The organism is Gardnerella sp. KA01001, from assembly GCF_049244025.1.
GTDB classification, from domain to species: Bacteria; Actinomycetota; Actinomycetes; order Actinomycetales; family Bifidobacteriaceae; genus Bifidobacterium; species Bifidobacterium swidsinskii.
Genome location: NZ_CP058366.1, coordinates 1,324,203 through 1,341,201 on the forward strand (window position 1 = coordinate 1,324,203; position 16,999 = coordinate 1,341,201).

A 16,999-nucleotide genomic window follows, 5' to 3' on the forward strand; every position below is an offset into this window, starting at 1 on the left:
CTGAACGTAAAATTACAACTACTCGATACGCCCTTATATACTTCAGCCTATTCTATCAAGACTCAAGTCATTATGTTATTTATTTCAAAAATTCGTCAGTAGACAATTCTTTTGCTTGCGGAGTTTTATGAGTTACTTTGCCTTTAGAATCAGTGTAAGCACCTTCCTTACTTAAGAAGTTAAAGTAAGCTTGAGCGCCTTTAACATCAGTGGTTCCGAACACAAATTTTCCGCTCTTAATATCCGCGCGATTGCCCCAATATTGACCGTCAACAATCATCTTCATGCTACGCTGAACAAACTTTATGTCGAGATTAGCATCTTTCGCTTCTTTCACAAGAATTTCAGAAGCCTCATCAGGATGTTCATAAGCATACTCATATCCGCGCTTTGCAGCTTTAACAAATGCTCGAACAAGCTTAGGGTCTTTAGCTACAGTACGCTTATTTGCGATTATTCCAATAGTATCTGGCTGACCTGGTACACCGTAGTCGCCCTCCATGAAGCAGCGAAGCTTTGGCCCAAACATTTCAGACTGTACACCTTCCCAAGTGCCGTAGAAACCACCAAAATCAGCTTTGCCAGATTCAAGAGTTCTAAAAGTTGAAGTTCCAACAGTCACTTTGTCGAACTTACCTTGACCACCATCGTGTTGAATCATCCTACGAATTACAGCATCACCTTCAGCTGAACCAAAAGTTGCAAAAGTACGACCATCAAAATCTTTTGGAGAATGAATTTTATTGTTCGAAGCAAGTGAACACCAAATAGCACTTGGCTTTTGCTGAACTTGCATAACTTGCTCAAGATTTGCTCCCTTTGTTGAAAAATCAGCAGCATTTGTCAAAGTACTAAGAGCAAAATCAGCAACACCACTATCAACTGCGTGTTCCGAACCAGTCTGAGCAACAGCAAGTATATTGACATCTAATCCAGCATCTTTAAACCATCCTTTATGCTTAGCAACATAAATACCAATATGATTAGTATCCGGTGCCCAAAATAGCATAAACGACACTTTACGAAGATTTGCATTCTTACTACTACTTGCAAATCCACATGCCGAGAAAGAAAATACGCAGCACGCAGAAAGAACAAACGCAAGAGTACGCTTTACAATACGCATATTCATGAGTTCCCTACTTTGTTTCTTGTACCGTTCTTCTGGGAAAGTGACACGAACTCGGCAGAAAACGGTAACAAAGGGCCTAGCTCGCGCCGTTCAATGCCCCTGCGCAGATTCAACCTGCTACAGTTTGCCACACATTGACTCACAAAACATTTAGATTATGCACGGTTAAAGAGACAAATAAAAATCATGTACACTATTAAATTCACAGAAGTTGTGCGCTTCTAATAGAATGTACATGCTATTTGTAGTCTTAAATAATTCGGTTGGGGCAGCAATCGAAGTCATTTACAGAAAGGAATCGAGTTTTCATGACGCAATCGCGTTTTAAACGTATGCTAATTAAATATCTGCCAACTGTATTTTCTGTAATAGTTTTACTTGTTTTTTGGCAGTACGCATGCGAATATTATAAAATTTCGGAAAATTTGATTCCAACACCATCTTCAATTGCTCAATCAACAGCTGACTCTTTGCCAACTCTATTACCTGCAGCATTAATTACAACACAAGAAACAGTTATCGGTTTTTCTATTGCAATAGTAGTTGGAATTCTTTTAGGTGTTATTTTCCATGTTTGTAAGCTTGTTAAATCTGCTTTATTCCCGCTTTTATGCGCAGCGCAAACTATGCCATTAATTTCTATTGCGCCAATTTTTTTGATTTGGTTTGGTTTTGAAATATCTGGAAAAATTGTAATAGTAATGGTTTTCAGCATGTTCCCTATTGCTGTGCAAACTATACGAGGTCTTGACGCTGTTCCAAGTTTTTATACAGATGTTGCTTTAACTTGTGGAGCAAGCAGAACTTGGACTTTGTGGCATGTTAAATTAAGAGTTGCAGCTCGCCAAATTTTTGGTGGCATACGCATTAGTGCAGCTTATGTTTTTGGAACTGCTTCAACTGCAGAATATTTGGGAGCCAAAGATGGGCTAGGAATTTGGCTTCAATTCGCTTATAACTCATTTAGAACACCACTTATTTTTTCTGCAACAATAGTAATAATAATTCTTACTGCGCTTCTTATGTGCATCGTTAACGTTTGTGAAAGAATTCTGCTTGGCTCAGCAGACGAAGATGAGGATCCAGATAACCAATTGTGAAATGCATTAAAACAGCGCATGTGAGCTACAAAAGTAACGAAAATAACGTAACATTCGCTACTCTTGTAACTCACAAACTGATATATTAACGAAAACCTACTTACTTACCTGATTCTTCTTTCATTGCTTCATTAATAGCATCGCTCAGCTCTTTTTGCGCCTTTCCGTAAGCTTCCCAGTTTCCGGATCGCATAGCAGAATCAGAATCTTTTAACGCTTGAGCTGCACGTTTAAGTGCTTCTTTAGCTTTTTGACTCATAGAATGAGATTTTTCTGAATTCTTAGACTCATTTTCCTTAGAGGTACCTTCTTTAGAATCAGCATCCTTAGATTCATTATTTTCAGCAGCATTGTTTGAAGAAGAATTATTAGAAGCATCTCCAGCCAAAGCGCCTGAGTTTCCGCCAAATACTTGATTAAGTGCTTCATCTAACGTATCTGCAAATCCAACTTGATCTCCAAAAGCAACTAACACCTTCTTAAGCAAAGGATAGCTAGTAGAACCGCTAGATTGCACATAAACAGGCTCTACATAAACCAGCCCACCGCCAAGAGGCAATGTAATCAAATTGCCGCGCTTAACTTTAGTAGAACCGGATTCAAGCAAATTCAATTCTTTAGAAACATTTGCATTAGCGTTGAAATTATTCTGAGCTTGACCAGGTCCTGGAACATTAGATATCTTAGGTAATTCTTGCAAACGAATCTTACCGTAATTTGGACCAATCTTTCCAGGAGTATCCCCCGCATCTGAATCAACAGACAAGAAACCAGTTAATATTTCACGAGTACTTTTACCTGCCGGAATATAAGTAGAAACAAGCGAAAATACTGGTTTCTTTGCGTCTCCAGTTTGCAAAGTCAAATAGTATGGAGGTTGCAAAATATCTTCTTTTTGTGCTTTTTGAGATTCAGTTGGATCAACAGGAATCTGCCAGAAGTCTTCTCCAGAGAAGAATTGGCTTGCTGTATCGACGTGATACTTTGCTAATAAGTGACGTTGAACTTTAAACAAGCTTTCTGGGTAACGCAAATGCTTCATCAAATCGCCAGAAATCTTAGAAATGTCATGATAATGACCTGGGAAAATTGAACGCCATGCTTTAATCACAGGGTCTTTCGTATCCCACACATACAAATCAACAGATCCATCATAAGCATCAACTGTAGCTTTCACAGAATTACGAATGTAGTTTGCGCGCTGATTTGTCAACCCTTTAATAGAATGAGAAGTTGTTGTTGTGGAATCTTGAGTTACCTTACCAAAATCAGTCATTTGAGAATAAGGGTAAGAATCAGAAGTAGTATAGCCATCAACAATCCACTTAACGCGACCATCTACTACTGCAGGATAAACTCGACCATCCAAAGTTAAGTAAGGAGCAACCTTAGACACGCGTGTCTTAGGATCACGATCATACAAAATTTGAGATTCAGAAGTCACACGGTCAGAAAAAAGAATCTGATCAGACTCAAATCTAATTGCATGCAAAAGTTTAGAGAAGAAGTTTCCTAAACTTGGACCACCATTGCCTTTGAAAGTAGTTAAAGCACCTTGAGAGCCAGTCGGATAATCAAACTCCCATGGAGATGTCCCTTTTGGAGAACCAACGATAGAATACTCAGGAGCATTTGGTGAGAAGTAAATACGCGGTTCATACTTTTGTGACTTAGTAAGTTTGCCTTGAGCAGGAATACCATACTCCATAAATTGTGGCTGTCCATCTGTTGTTACTTTATTTCCGTAAGCTGCAACAATTCCATAGCCATGCGTATAAACTGTATGATCATTAACCCAGTTTCGATTATCGTTGCCAGCTAAATCAAGCTCGCGCGCAGCAATAACCGTATCTTGACTTACACCGTCAATATCGTATTTATCAACTGAAAGCGTATCTGCGAAAGTGTAATATTGCTTCGATTGCTGCAATTGACGGAACGTTGGAGACGTAACTTGTGGATCTAACAAACGAATTTGCGCAGTTGACTCTGCTTCTTTTGATAATGCACCTGATTTACCTTTAGAAGTAGCGTTATACGATTCTTTCTTTACGTTATTTAGCCCGTAAGCAAACTTTGTTGCATCGATATTACGCTGAATATAAGTAGCTTCCAATTCCTGAGCATTAGGAGCAACTTTAAATCGCTGCACAAGTGCCGGCCAAGCGAAAGATATAACAATTGAGCAAACAATCATAAAAGCTAAAGCAATAATTGGTGTTTTCCATGCCTTAATTGCTGTTTTAAAACGCACTGAAATTGGTGCTTCTACAGATAAAGCATGAGATTTCATAAACCAAAATGCAATAACAGAACCAACTAACACTGTTATCACTGCCATTGCTATGCTTCCAGGAACACCAGCATTCATGTCAGTGTATGAGCCGCCTGTAATTCGAGATCCATCAAGAGTTACTAAAGCGAACATGTCTAAAATCTGTTGAAGTGCCCATGTCAAAATCACAAGCATAAACCATACAGAAATTTGTCTACGTGCTCGTTTTGTAATACTTAATATGCCTTTACCATCGATAGGCATACTAAAACGAATTGCTCCCATAAGAATGTGCGTAATAATAGAGAAAACAAGAGATATTACCAATAAAAGCACAAATGCGCTTATAAATAACCTTAATCCTGGAAGCACAAATACATAGAAGCCATTGTCAATTCCAAATTGCGGATCTTTAATGCCAAAAGGTTGGGCGTTAAACATTAACAAAATTTGCGCCCAATGATTGTAGAATTTAAATCCAAATACTGCGCCTACAATCAATGAAAAAATTCCTGCAACATGCAAAGCAAGCTTTGAACTAATTCCCTGCTTTAAATCAATAACATTGCCTTTAATTCGAATATAAGTTCCATCTGCATTGCTTGGACGCGCTTTTATTGCCAAAGCTGCAGACAAGTATCCAAAAGCAGACATTAATATTGCATAAAGCACCCAAACGCCCACTTTTGCTACAAGCTGAATCCAAATAACACTTTCAAATCCAAGCTGCGAATACCACATGCAATCAGTTATGAACCTTGCGAGAGCAAATATTGCAGCTACAGCAAACGCGACAATTAACACTACTATCGCAAGAATCCACCTCCACTTTTTTGCAGTATAAGTAAATTTTGCAAAATTCAGATTAACTTTCATAGAACAATTTCTTTCATTCTTAAGCTTATTGTTGTTATCTTTCTCATCATCATTGAGAATATAGTCTGTACATTTTTGTTACTTTTATTGCTCGCACTGCTCTTACTATTTTTATTATTTTTAGCCATATATGCACCAGCAACAACCCACATAATGCCAATAATTACTTCTATGATGAGCTTCAACATAAGGTTAATGATACTATACTAATTATTCCCAATCTATATATTATGTAATCAAAATTAATTACAAAAAGCGCACCCGCAAGTTAATGCGAACGCGCTTAAAGCGATTAAATTAAATCAAATTGGAGTATTTAAGCTAGGCAACATCAGGATCATCTTTAGCAATCGTACCAGTAAGCTTTCCAATAGCCTTCAGTAAGTGGTATACAACCAACACCACAACGGTTCCGATTGCAATACCGTTGAACTGAATTCCAGAAATAGCAAACTGGAAGTTAGCAATACCAATAATCATAACGATTGCAGCAATCATAATATTCACTGGCTTATCGAAGTTAACTTTGTTTTCTACCCAGATTCTTACGCCAATCATGCCAATCATGCCGTAAAGCAAAGTGGTCACGCCACCAAGAACACCAGCTGGGATTGAATTTACAACAGCGCCAAACTTTGGGCAAAGGCTCAATATAAAAGCAAAAGCTGCAGCACACCAATAAGCTGCAGTAGAATAAACCTTTGTTGCAGCCATAACACCGATATTTTCACCGTACGTGGTGGTACCACAGCCGCCAAATAAACCAGCAATAGCTGTACCAAAACCATCTGCGAATAATGCAGTTCCAATCTTAGAGTCATAGTCGCGACCAGTCATTTGAGCTACAGACTTTACGTGACCAACATTTTCTGCAATGAGAACAAGTACTACCGGCAAGAACATAAGTAGAACAGAGAAATCAACTTGTGGCGTGTGGAATTTAGGAAAACCAATCCAAGAAGCTTCTTCAATCTTTTTAAAATCGACTTGACCTTGGAAGCATGCATAAGCGTAACCAACGAGAACACCTAAAAGAATATTTAAACGACCAAGAAGACCGCGAAATACTACAGCAATAAGCATTACAGCAACTAATGTCACAAGAGCTGTATCTGGAGCTTTCTGGAAGTTAGTCCAAACTGCAGGTCCTAAATTAAAACCAATAATTGCAACGATTGCACCGTTTACAACAGGTGGCATAATAATGTCAATCCACTTAGCTCCTGCAAAATGTACAAGCACACCTATAAGAGCAAGAAGCAAACCTGTGCACATAATGCCAAAGCTTGCAACTGCAATACCTTTATGAGCTGTTGTTACAGCCATAACAGGTGCTATAAGACCAAAAGAGCTTCCCAGATAACTAGGAAGCTTATTTGCGTTAATAAGTAAGAACAGTGCTGTAGAAATAGCAGTGAACATCAATGTTGTTGATGGATCAAAGCCCGTAAGAATAGGCACCAAGAACGTAGCACCAAACATTGCAATAACATGCTGAGCACCAATTCCAGCAGTACGAGTCCAAGTCAAACGCTCGTCTGGCTCTACAACTTCACCAGGCTTTAACGTTTTGCCATTACCGTGAAGCTGCCACGTGAATAATGAATTCATTTCTTCTCCTTGCAAAAACAAGCTATGCAAAATGTTGTGTAAAACAAGTGTCGCTAAAAAACAAGCACTCATTGAGCGCTGGGATGGCAGCTTCTGGGAGGTCCATTGCACCACCGACCCATATGCCAAAGGGACATTCTAATGTCGCAAAACGAAAGTGTCGAGCATAAGAAAAAAATTACAGTTTTGTTTTTTATTTTTGTTGGAATATCAAGCAAGGTCGGCGTGTTGAAAAGAATGCAATGAACACCAACTAAAGTTGATACTTACTAACTTATGTTTATAAAATAATTAAAGTTAGGCAAAGTTAAATAATCGCAAAATTAGTAAACACATACTCAAGCAAGTAATTTTTGTAAATATTCTTGCAAAACTAATGCGTGATTTACTTTTGGATTTTTTGCAGCATACAACAAAGTTATAGTTTGATACTTATTAAACAAATCCATAATCACACCAACAGCTTCATGATTTGAATCAAGTTCTTCAACATAACGATGTGAAAATTCTTCAAAATGCTCCGGGTCATGATTAAACCACTTGCGTAACTGCGAAGTAGGAGCAATATCTTTAAGCCATTTATCAATATGAGCATATTCTTTGCTTATACCACGCGGCCAAAGTCTATCAACCAAGACTCTCACACCATCATCTTTACTAATCGTTTCATACACACGCTTAATCTTCACAGTGCACTTGTTCATAAAATCTCCTTTATACGTTTACCATAATCGCAGCTTTATTTATTTTTTCAAGGAATTATTTACTAGCAAAAGATATCTGCGATATAAATTGAGTTATTATGTTCGATTATGTGATTTTATGTCGGCGTGTCGCGTTTATTTGCAGCAAAATTATATAAAATTTGCTTAATTTTTTTAATTTATGTTCGTTTTTGTCCGATTATGGGAGAATACTTGGCTAAATGGTTAATTTCTTTGATACATGGAAAAAGAAAATCTGCACCATCGATATGGCTCTTATTGCTGTATTGACACTTCTAGCTTCCTTTATTGGCAGCTGGCTTAAGCAGTACCCAGGTTTCCAATTACTTGGTGCTCTTATTATTGCGTTGCTTGTTGGCATGGCTCTGCAGCTGCCATTGCACGTGTACAAAATGAATAATGATTCAAGGCGAGCAGGCGTTAAAAGCGCTGCTGGTTTGATTGCAAACAAACTTCTTCGCCTAGGTATTATTCTCCTCGGATTTAAGCTGAATTTGCATGATTTGTTTACCAAGGGCATTAAATGCTTGCCTATTGCAGCTGTGTTAGTTGCAATAATGGTTTGCGTAACTTATAACATTGCTAAACTCTTGAAAGTAAATCCTCAGCTTGCAATGCTTACAGCAGGAGGCACAAGTATTTGTGGAGCTGCTGCAGTTATGGGTCTTTCTGGCTCAATGCCAGTTCTTCCAGAAGAGGAAGATGAGAAAGAACAGAACGAAGTTATGGCTGTTGCAACAGTTGCAATTATGGGCACTATTTACGCTCTTGCTGAAATCTTCATCCTGCCTAACTTTGGCATGACTAAGCAGCAGCTTGGCATTACAGCAGGTGCATCACTTCACGAAATTGCACATGCTGTTGCAGCTGGCGGAGCGTTCAATAGTATCGATGTTGCAACAATCATGAAGCTCTCGCGAGTTCTTATGCTCGTTCCAGCCTCCATCTTTATTGCAATTTGGTGGAATGCTCGTCATAGCAAAGTTGAAAATGGCGGAAAGCATAAGATTAGCTTCCCATGGTTTATGCTTGGCTTTATTGCAGCATCTGTTATTGGAACTTACGTTCCTTTCGTAGCGGCACACGCATCAACTCTTGTAGAAGCAGGATACGTTTTCCTTGGCATGGCTATGGCTGCACTTGGAATTAACGTAAACTTCCGAGCTATTTTCAAGCAAGGTCGCGCAGCATTTGCAGCAAGCTTCCTAGCTTCTATTGTTTTAGTTGCTTTGGCTTATGCAGCTGCAGTACTGTTCTTCTAAATAAAACATTACAGAATAGTTTTGCTTAACAAATGAGGGTCTTCGTTTGAAGATCCTCATTTTATATTCTCGATAATTTATTTTCGCGTATTCTTGAAAAATCTATCTAATATGCACAGCCGTTCCATCAGGAATATTTTTATAAAACCATTTGGCATCCGCAACACTTAAACGCACACAACCATGCGAAGCAGGCTTACCAAGTTTCATGCCCTCCGACGGAATATATTCACCAAAGTTGTAGCGCGTTGGAACCGAATGGAATAAGTATTCTCCACCAATAAAACCAACCCAATAATCAGCACCAACTTTTTCCTCATGATTAAAGAAATGTTTTCCGCGCATATTAATGTGATAATCACCATGAGGAGTGGAATCATCCATTCCAGAACTCATAATCATTGTATATACAGTTTTACCATTGGCAAGAATATGCACTCGTTGCTTTTTTAAGTCCACATTAACTTTTAAGTCAGAAACTTTAGCCCCTGAAAGATTTGGATATTCACCACCAGTAGGATGTTTCCAAAAAACATGATTAACCGTTGATTTATCTAACTTTTGTTTGCAATATTTATCGAAATATTTTTCAAACGACTTATTATCAGCAACCTCATTGTTTTTATTACCAAGATTGTTACTATAAGCATTTTTTTCGCGCTGAATTAATACAGAATTCTGCAATTTTGCGCTGTATCTAGACGAGTAAGAAACCATATTAACAGTTTCGAAAATAATAAAGCACAACCATGCAATCAGCAAAGAAGCTAATAAAACAGAAGACGTAATACGAGCAGCTTTAGAGCTTCTCCTCCACCAGTTGCGCATTTTCGCAGCAATGCGAATGCACTTTTTAATGTCATTCATTATGTTACGAATAAACTGCATTATGTCTCCTATATAAATGCAAAAGCGTTGCATCCAATAGTTTAGCAGGAAATTATTAGATGCAACGCGCAAAAAGCAATATTTTTCACTTATTAATTCAGCAATATTAAATATGAATCATACTGCTTTTATTTTCGCAAACAATCTCATACGTTGAACTTAAATTCAACAATATCGCCGTCTTGCATCACATAGTCGCGACCTTCAAGACGAAGCTTTCCTTCTTCCTTAATTTTTGCCATAGAACCGTCAGCAGCAACAAAATCATCATATGACACAATTTCTGCCTTAATAAATCCACGCTCAAAATCAGTGTGAATCACACCAGCAGCTTGTGGAGCAGTCCAGCCTTTATGAATCTGCCAGGCGTGAACTTCCTTAACACCGGCAGTTAAATAGGTTTGAAGACCTAAAATATCGAATCCTACGCGAGCAAGTTGATCCAAACCAGATTCCTTCAAACCAGCATCTTCAAGCATTTCACGAGCATCTGCTTCGTCGAGCTCAGTAAGTTCGGACTCAAATTGAGCATTAAGGAATATTGCTTTTGCAGGAGCGACAGATGCAGAAAGTTTAGACTTTAAATCTTCATCAGCCAACTCCGAATCATCCACGTTAAACACGTAAATAAATGGCTTAGCAGTTAGCAAGTGCAAATCATACACGTCGTTTTTATCAATAAGCTTTTCGTTATGAGCCTGGTCAATAGTTTTGCCAGATTCAAGAATTTCCTTAGCTTTATTTACAGCGTCTACGTATTCTTGCGTAACTTTCTTACCGCGCAAATCTTTTTCAAGCTTTGGCAAAGCATTATCAATAGTTTGCATATCGGCAAGAATTAGCTCAGTATTAATCGTGTCAATATCGTCAGCAGGATCTACTTTTCCGTTAACATGCACAATATCGTCGTCATTAAACGCGCGAACAACTTCGCAAATAGCGTCTGCTTCGCGAATATTAGCAAGGAACTTATTGCCCAAGCCTTCACCCTCGGAGGCACCCTTAACAATTCCTGCAATATCAACGAAAGTAACTGTTGCTGGAACAATTTTTTCAGTATTAACTAATTTAGCTAAAACTGGAAGACGATGATCCGGAAGCGGAACAATACCAGTATTAGGCTCAATAGTTGCAAACGGATAATTCTCCGCCAAAACGTTGTTGCGGGTTAAAGCATTAAACATAGTGGACTTACCAACGTTTGGCAATCCAACAATTCCAATAGTTAAAGACATATTTACCTAGTTTAGACCAGCGCCGGGAAAGCCGACACAACTTGATTTTATTTACTATTTATTTTCAATAGCATCAACTGCAGCAATCACATCTCCCCTAAATCCGCGAGATTCTAGCTCAGCAACGCCACGAATAGTTGTTCCTCCAGGAGAGCACACTGCATCTTTCATAATCCCTGGATGAGTGCGCGAATCCATATATAACGCACCTACTCCTTCAATCATTTTTGCAGCCAAACGGTAAGCACAATCACGTTGCAAACCATATTTCACACCAGCATCGCCCAATGCTTCCATATACATTGCTGTAAAAGCTGGAGCACAGCTAGAAATACACATTGCAATATTCATATGATCACTATTCACTCGCTCTACCAAAGAAATTGGCTCAAATAAAGCACTAAACATTGAAAGTTGACTATCACTAAGCGTATGAGTAGTTTCAGCTAAAGTCACGCCTTGGCAGACCGCAATAGGAGTATTCGGAATAATGCACTGAACATGAGCATTCTTGCCAAGCAGTTCCATGTAACGCTCAAGCGTCCAACCGGCTGCAACGGAAATAACAGCAATACCTCGTTCATTAATAACTTCACAAATTGGCTTAAGCACTTCAGCAACCTGATACGGCTTTACAGCAATAATAATCACATCACTTGCTTCACACACTTCTTGAGCAGTACGCATAGCGCGAGCGCCAATTAGTGAAGTATTACGCTCGAGTTTTTCAAAATTATGCGCGCACGCAACAATATTTTCACCTTGCAATACTCCTGCATTCAGCGCACCTTTAGCGATTGCTTGTGCCATATTGCCATAGCCTATAAAACCAACAGTTCCAGATACACAAGTACCCATACATGACTCCCTTTAGCGCATTGATAAAACAGTAGTGCACTCATTACTAAGCAAACAGATGTATAGCATAGCAAAGAGTGCACTATAATCATTGCGCATATTAAAATTATTACCTTTGTATACGGCTTATCTCTTGTAAATTCCCTCTAAATCGCCGCGATTCAACGCCTCATCAAACAAATGACGGAAAACAATATCTCCATGTAAACCATCATGCTCAAACTCGTTCGTCGTCCAATAGTGAGAGTTGGCAATATGAGAAAGAGTGTCAAGCTGAAGACCAGAATCTACGTACATGTCATCAAAGTAAACTGCAGATTGCAATGGAACTTCGTTATTAGCAAGTTGATCTTGATCGTAAATTTTGCCAAACTGCTTATCTTTCATCAAGCAGTCAACAGCTGGAAGGAATGGTTGCAAAGCAAGCTCTTGATCATACATCCAAGGAAACATTGCTTCGCCAGTGAAAAGAAGAGGACGAGCAGAACCAGAAAACTCTGGCATTGTTTCCCTAACCTGCTGGGCAGCCCACAAAATTGGATGCTCTAATTCGCCATCAGCATAAATAAACTCTTGCAACGGCCAGTACAGCGGGCTCGAAGCAGTAGCATCCATTACACCGTAAACAAACTCGTCGCTTAAACTACCAGCAACAGAACCGCCAGCGTGTTTGAAAGCTTTAAGCGAACCGTCACCGTCAGAAAAAGCGGAATCAAGAAGCCAGTGCACTCGCTCAAAACTTGGTTTCATACCAAAGGAAGAGCCCAACATTTGGAATCGTTCAACCGTAAGTTTTTCGCCATTTGGAAGCATAACGTCTCCTTGAGCAATACGGTCTGCAATAGCAGCGGCGCGAGCCACATCCTGCGGATAACGCTCATAGAATTGCTCTGTTTTGCGAGCCATACGCGGGAACGTGTGTTCGTAAACTTCACGCGCATTCGCCGGAACATGAGGAATACCGCCGGTTGTGAAGCTTGCAATTAATCCTTGCGGGAACAGTGACAAATATGTAAGCGTAAGGAAACCGCCGTAGCTTTGTCCCAAAGACACCCACGGCTTCGCATCAAACTCAGTAAGTCGCAAATGCTCAAAATCGCGAATAATTGAATCAGCTAAGAAACGCTTCAAATACCATGCTTGACGCTCAACACTAACGCCGTCATCCAACATACGCTTCATGGTTGAAGCATCTACCCTTGAGGAACGTCCAACACCGCGCTGATCCGGCAAAACTACGCGAAAATGCTTAATAGCCTCTTGAATCCAACCATCGCTAGAAGGTGAAAGCGGACGTGGGCACTGCCCGCCTGGGCCTCCTTGCAAGAACACAAGCAGCGGCAAATCGTCATGCACATGCTCAGGAGCGCAAACTACTCTGCAGAATAAGCGAATAGTCTCACCTTTGATAGCACCACCCGGAGTGTTACCCTCCCAATCAAGCGGCACATCAATCGCTCGTTCTTCAATATGCAATCCCGGAACATAATAGCTTGTAAGCAATGCCATCTTGCCATCCCTTTCTTTATTTTCGTGCTACATTGCAACTATCAATTACACACTCTATTTATAAATCATACTCAAGTTTGATTGTTCTATAAAGTACTATGCACTAGCCTAGTAATTATGAAAGTACCTAATATGTTTCAAAGTGTTATACAGCGCTTACGAAAAGAGCTCTCATTAAACGACATATTATGGGGTATTATTCCGTTTATTCTTTTTATGCTTTCAAGCGATCGCTACGTTATAAGCAACGTTGATGGCTTTTTGACTCAAGGTTCGCTTATTACAGTAACGCTTATCAATATTGTTGTTGCATTACTACTTTCAGTCCGAAAACTATGGCCTGAACAATCGGCTACTATTTTTATTGTTATTTGCATTGTGCAAGTAGCATTTGGCTCTACTCAACTTTTCGCTGATTTCTTTGGTTTCGTGCTACTTGTTAATGCTATTGCGCGCGGAAATCCAGAACATTCAAAAGCTTTTGTTATTGCAGCTTACGTAACAACAGTATTATCTTGCGCAATAATATCGTGGAATATCGTAATGGGGCCAATATATGGCAACAATCATTCAAAAGCTAGTTATACTTGTAGTGTACAAAATATAAATAGTAGTAACATAAAAAATTGCGTTTCAAATATACTTAATTTTGCAATTCCTTCAATAATTTTTGCGATTATTATTACTACTATTACGGTTATTATTGGCTACTGGCAGCGCACTCACGTGCATACTATTCAACTTTTGCAAGATCACAATAATGCTATTCGCGCGTACCGCCGAAAAGCTCAACACATTGCTGTTACTGCAGAGCGCGCAAGAATTGCAAGAGATATGCACGATATTGTTGCCCACACGCTTTCTATTATTATTGTTCAAGCAGATGGTGGTCGTTATGCAGCAACCAAAGATATTTCTCTTGCTAAAAAAACAATGTATATTATTAAAAACGAAGCCGAGCGCGCCGTTCATGACATGCGCCGACTTCTAGAAGCTTTAACAGACGCTCCATCGGGTCAGTTGGATTTCAATCACATACCTTCGCTTATTGAGCAAGCAAAAATTGCATCTCCTAAAAATATTTTTTGGCACACTGTTGATGGCATAAATTCTCAAAATAGGCTTAACGCGGACGCACAAACCGTTGCATACCGCGTTGTTCAGGAGTCTCTTACTAATATTCGAAAGCATGCAGGAGATGGCATTAAAATAAACATTCACGAACAGTGGAAGAACCAAGGCTTAACACTAAAAATCACGAATGAAATACACAAAACCGAAGCTAACCAAACGCAAAATAGCAATGCGCAACATAAAAACGGTTATGGCTTAATTGGTATGAAAGAGCGACTTGAAAATCTTCACGGAACGCTTGATTATGGGAAACTCAATGATGGAACGTTTAGTATTGTTGCTTTTATTCCATATTCTTACAGCACAGACCAATCAAACACTACTGCTTCTGTATTAAATAGTATTCCTAACGTTACTCATAAAAATCTAAAAGTTAATAATGAATCGGCGGCGCAAGCAGAACCGGCAAATGTGAAACCAGCAGATGTAAATGTTCCAACCTCATCAAAAGTTTTGCCAAAAGTTTTACCAGAAACAAATGCTTCACAAAATAGGATTGAGAAAGTATCTCAATGGTTTGAACAACATTGGCTTATTGGAGACATTATTTATGCATCACCTTGGGTTGTTATGATGCTTTTTATACCAACTTACGATTTTACTGTTGGAACTGGAATGACTTCACAATATTCAAGCTCGCTTTCATCACAAATACTTTATAGAGTATTTACTCTTACAACCATGATTCCATTCATGTTACGTAGAAAATCTCCAACTACGTGCGCAATTGTTGCAGCAGTATTTTCTGCAATACAGCTTATATTCCTGCCTAACATTTTATTCGCTAATTTTTTCATACCAAATATTATTTACGCTGCGGTTCTCTACGGCAAAAAACGCGCATGGCAATGGGTTAGCGCAGTAGTGCTTGCCGAATCTGCTATTTTCGCAGTAAAAATTGGTATTGTTACAAGAAATATTCCACAAAATGAAACTCCAATACGATTCTTTACATCGAATATTGTCACAACCAATTTTTATGACATTATGCAAATGGCGTCCGTTGGATTAGTTTTTGGTTTCATAGTTGCAATAATTTGTTTTACAGTTATTGCGTTTGCTTATTCCCGAAGAAATGATGACAATAATTTACTGCTTCTAAAATCGCGCAGAACGGAACTTGAGAAAGAACAAAAACAGCTAGCAATTCTTGCAGCAAACGCAGAAAGGCAACGACTTAGCGCAAATATTCAGCAAAAAGTTGCCGTTACACTACACAAAGTAATTGATGCCGCAAATAGCGGTATCGATATGCTCAACGAATACGAAGAAGCAAGAAATAATATAGAAAATCAAAACTGCGTAAAACCAGAGCAAGCACTTGAACAAAGTGAAGCAATTAGAGAATCTTTCAAAAATATTAGCGACGAAGGTCGTTCAGCACTTAAATACATGCGAAAGCTGCTTGGAATCTTACGAGAAACCGGCTCCAGCGTTAATTCAACGAATAATGCTGCGAATGTAACTGAAATTGCAGTTCGCCCTGCTCCTTCGCTCGATGAGCAAATTCAACACAGTGCATTAAATAAGCAAGAGTAAGTTGATACTATGGAAAATATGGAAAACAATGAAGTAATTCGCGTTGCAATAGCAGACGATCAGGAGCTTGTGCGAGCAGGATTTGCGATGGTAATAAATTCGCAGCAAGATATGCACGTTGTATATCAGGCTTCTAACGGATCACAAATTGTAGAGCTTTCTAAAAGCCAGAATCCAGACATTATTCTTATGGACGTTCGCATGCCTGTAATGGACGGATTGGAAGCAACTCGCAAAATTCTGCAGCAAAAAACTAACGAAAATACTAAAATTATTATTCTAACAACTTTTGATTTAGACGAATATGTTATGGCTGCAATTCATGCTGGTGCTTCCGGGTTCCTTTTGAAAGATACTGAACCTGAAACTTTGCTTAATTCAATACGAACAGTGTATCAAGGAAACGCAATTATTGCTCCGACTGCTACGAAGCGTTTGATTGAAAATATGATTCAGCAAGGCAAAGTAGCAACAAATACTACAGAAAACAGTGCTGCGAATTACACTGCGAATTACGCTGCACAAGAAAGTTACGATGTACAAGCAAATCCGGCTGCGCAAGCAACACAAAGCTGCGCGTACACAAATTCAGCTATTACAGAACTTACTGATAGAGAACGCGAAGTTCTTGTTGAAATTGCTCACGGACTTTCAAATCAGGAAATTGCTGACAAACTATTTATTAGTTTGCCAACAGTTAAAACTCATGTTGCGCATATTTTAGGAAAAATCGGTGCTCGAGACCGCGTGCAGGCTGTAGTTTTCGCTTATGAAAATGGCTTAGTTAAGCCGTAAGCATATAAATCTGCGGCTATTTATGCATAGACACAAATAGCCGCAAATTTAGATTATCAA

Annotated in this window: 12 protein-coding genes; 4 read left to right on the plus strand and 8 right to left on the minus strand. The window is 39.0% G+C overall.

What is annotated here, in order from left to right:
* Positions 1 to 79 precede the first annotated feature (79 nt).
* Positions 80 to 1,132 (minus strand): ABC transporter substrate-binding protein, encoded by a 1,053-nt coding sequence (locus tag HXT59_RS05420; protein ID WP_116773759.1) that lies wholly within the window; start codon positions 1,130 to 1,132, stop codon positions 80 to 82.
* Positions 1,133 to 1,440: 308 nt separating this feature from the next.
* Between HXT59_RS05420 and HXT59_RS05425 the strand changes: the two genes are divergently transcribed.
* Complete coding sequence (locus tag HXT59_RS05425) at positions 1,441 to 2,232, plus strand: ABC transporter permease (RefSeq protein ID WP_064621639.1); 792 nt, start codon at positions 1,441 to 1,443, stop codon at positions 2,230 to 2,232.
* A gap of 100 nt (positions 2,233 to 2,332) precedes the next feature.
* Here the strand turns inward: HXT59_RS05425 and HXT59_RS05430 are convergent, their stop codons facing one another.
* The 3 genes from HXT59_RS05430 to HXT59_RS05440 all read right to left on the minus strand — a co-directional run bounded on the left by HXT59_RS05430 (position 2,333) and on the right by HXT59_RS05440 (position 7,698).
* On the minus strand, positions 2,333 to 5,383 hold the full coding sequence (locus tag HXT59_RS05430) for a UPF0182 family protein (RefSeq protein ID WP_421784258.1): 3,051 nt from the start codon (positions 5,381 to 5,383) through the stop codon (positions 2,333 to 2,335).
* A gap of 321 nt (positions 5,384 to 5,704) precedes the next feature.
* Positions 5,705 to 6,994 carry a uracil-xanthine permease family protein gene (locus HXT59_RS05435; RefSeq protein ID WP_004119362.1) on the minus strand — a complete coding sequence of 430 codons (1,290 nt, stop codon included), beginning with the start codon at positions 6,992 to 6,994 and terminating at the stop codon, positions 5,705 to 5,707.
* A 338-nt stretch (positions 6,995 to 7,332) separates the two neighbouring features.
* Positions 7,333 to 7,698 (minus strand): DUF488 domain-containing protein, encoded by a 366-nt coding sequence (locus HXT59_RS05440; protein WP_116431753.1) that lies wholly within the window; start codon positions 7,696 to 7,698, stop codon positions 7,333 to 7,335.
* A gap of 221 nt (positions 7,699 to 7,919) precedes the next feature.
* Here HXT59_RS05440 and HXT59_RS05445 point away from each other — a divergent pair, with 221 nt between their 5' ends.
* Positions 7,920 to 8,981: a YeiH family protein gene (locus tag HXT59_RS05445; RefSeq protein WP_033888753.1), complete on the plus strand. Its 1,062-nt coding sequence runs from the start codon at positions 7,920 to 7,922 to the stop codon at positions 8,979 to 8,981.
* A 102-nt stretch (positions 8,982 to 9,083) separates the two neighbouring features.
* On the opposite strand, the gene HXT59_RS05450 is transcribed toward HXT59_RS05445, so the two are convergent.
* The 4 genes from HXT59_RS05450 to HXT59_RS05465 all read right to left on the minus strand — a co-directional run bounded on the left by HXT59_RS05450 (position 9,084) and on the right by HXT59_RS05465 (position 13,471).
* Positions 9,084 to 9,869 carry a L,D-transpeptidase gene (locus tag HXT59_RS05450; protein WP_012914084.1) on the minus strand — a complete coding sequence of 262 codons (786 nt, stop codon included), beginning with the start codon at positions 9,867 to 9,869 and terminating at the stop codon, positions 9,084 to 9,086.
* Positions 9,870 to 10,015: 146 nt separating this feature from the next.
* The gene (ychF, locus tag HXT59_RS05455) at positions 10,016 to 11,104 is read right to left on the minus strand and encodes a redox-regulated ATPase YchF (RefSeq protein WP_012914083.1); all 1,089 of its coding nucleotides are present in this window, start codon (positions 11,102 to 11,104) and stop codon (positions 10,016 to 10,018) included.
* Between the two features lie 54 nt (positions 11,105 to 11,158).
* Entirely contained in the window at positions 11,159 to 11,962 is an 804-nt protein-coding gene (gene proC, locus HXT59_RS05460; RefSeq protein ID WP_064621611.1) for a pyrroline-5-carboxylate reductase, read from the minus strand.
* 126 nt (positions 11,963 to 12,088) lie between these two features.
* A complete protein-coding gene (locus HXT59_RS05465) occupies positions 12,089 to 13,471 on the minus strand; it encodes an alpha/beta fold hydrolase (protein ID WP_102703038.1) in 1,383 nt (460 codons plus the stop codon).
* Positions 13,472 to 13,588: 117 nt separating this feature from the next.
* Between HXT59_RS05465 and HXT59_RS05470 the strand changes: the two genes are divergently transcribed.
* Both HXT59_RS05470 and HXT59_RS05475 read left to right on the plus strand, forming a co-directional pair.
* Positions 13,589 to 16,144, plus strand: a complete 2,556-nt coding sequence (locus HXT59_RS05470; protein ID WP_421784259.1) for a sensor histidine kinase — start codon at positions 13,589 to 13,591, stop codon at positions 16,142 to 16,144.
* 9 nt (positions 16,145 to 16,153) lie between these two features.
* Positions 16,154 to 16,939, plus strand: coding sequence for a response regulator (locus tag HXT59_RS05475; RefSeq protein ID WP_421784260.1), 786 nt, complete (start codon positions 16,154 to 16,156; stop codon positions 16,937 to 16,939).
* Positions 16,940 to 16,999 lie beyond the last annotated feature (60 nt).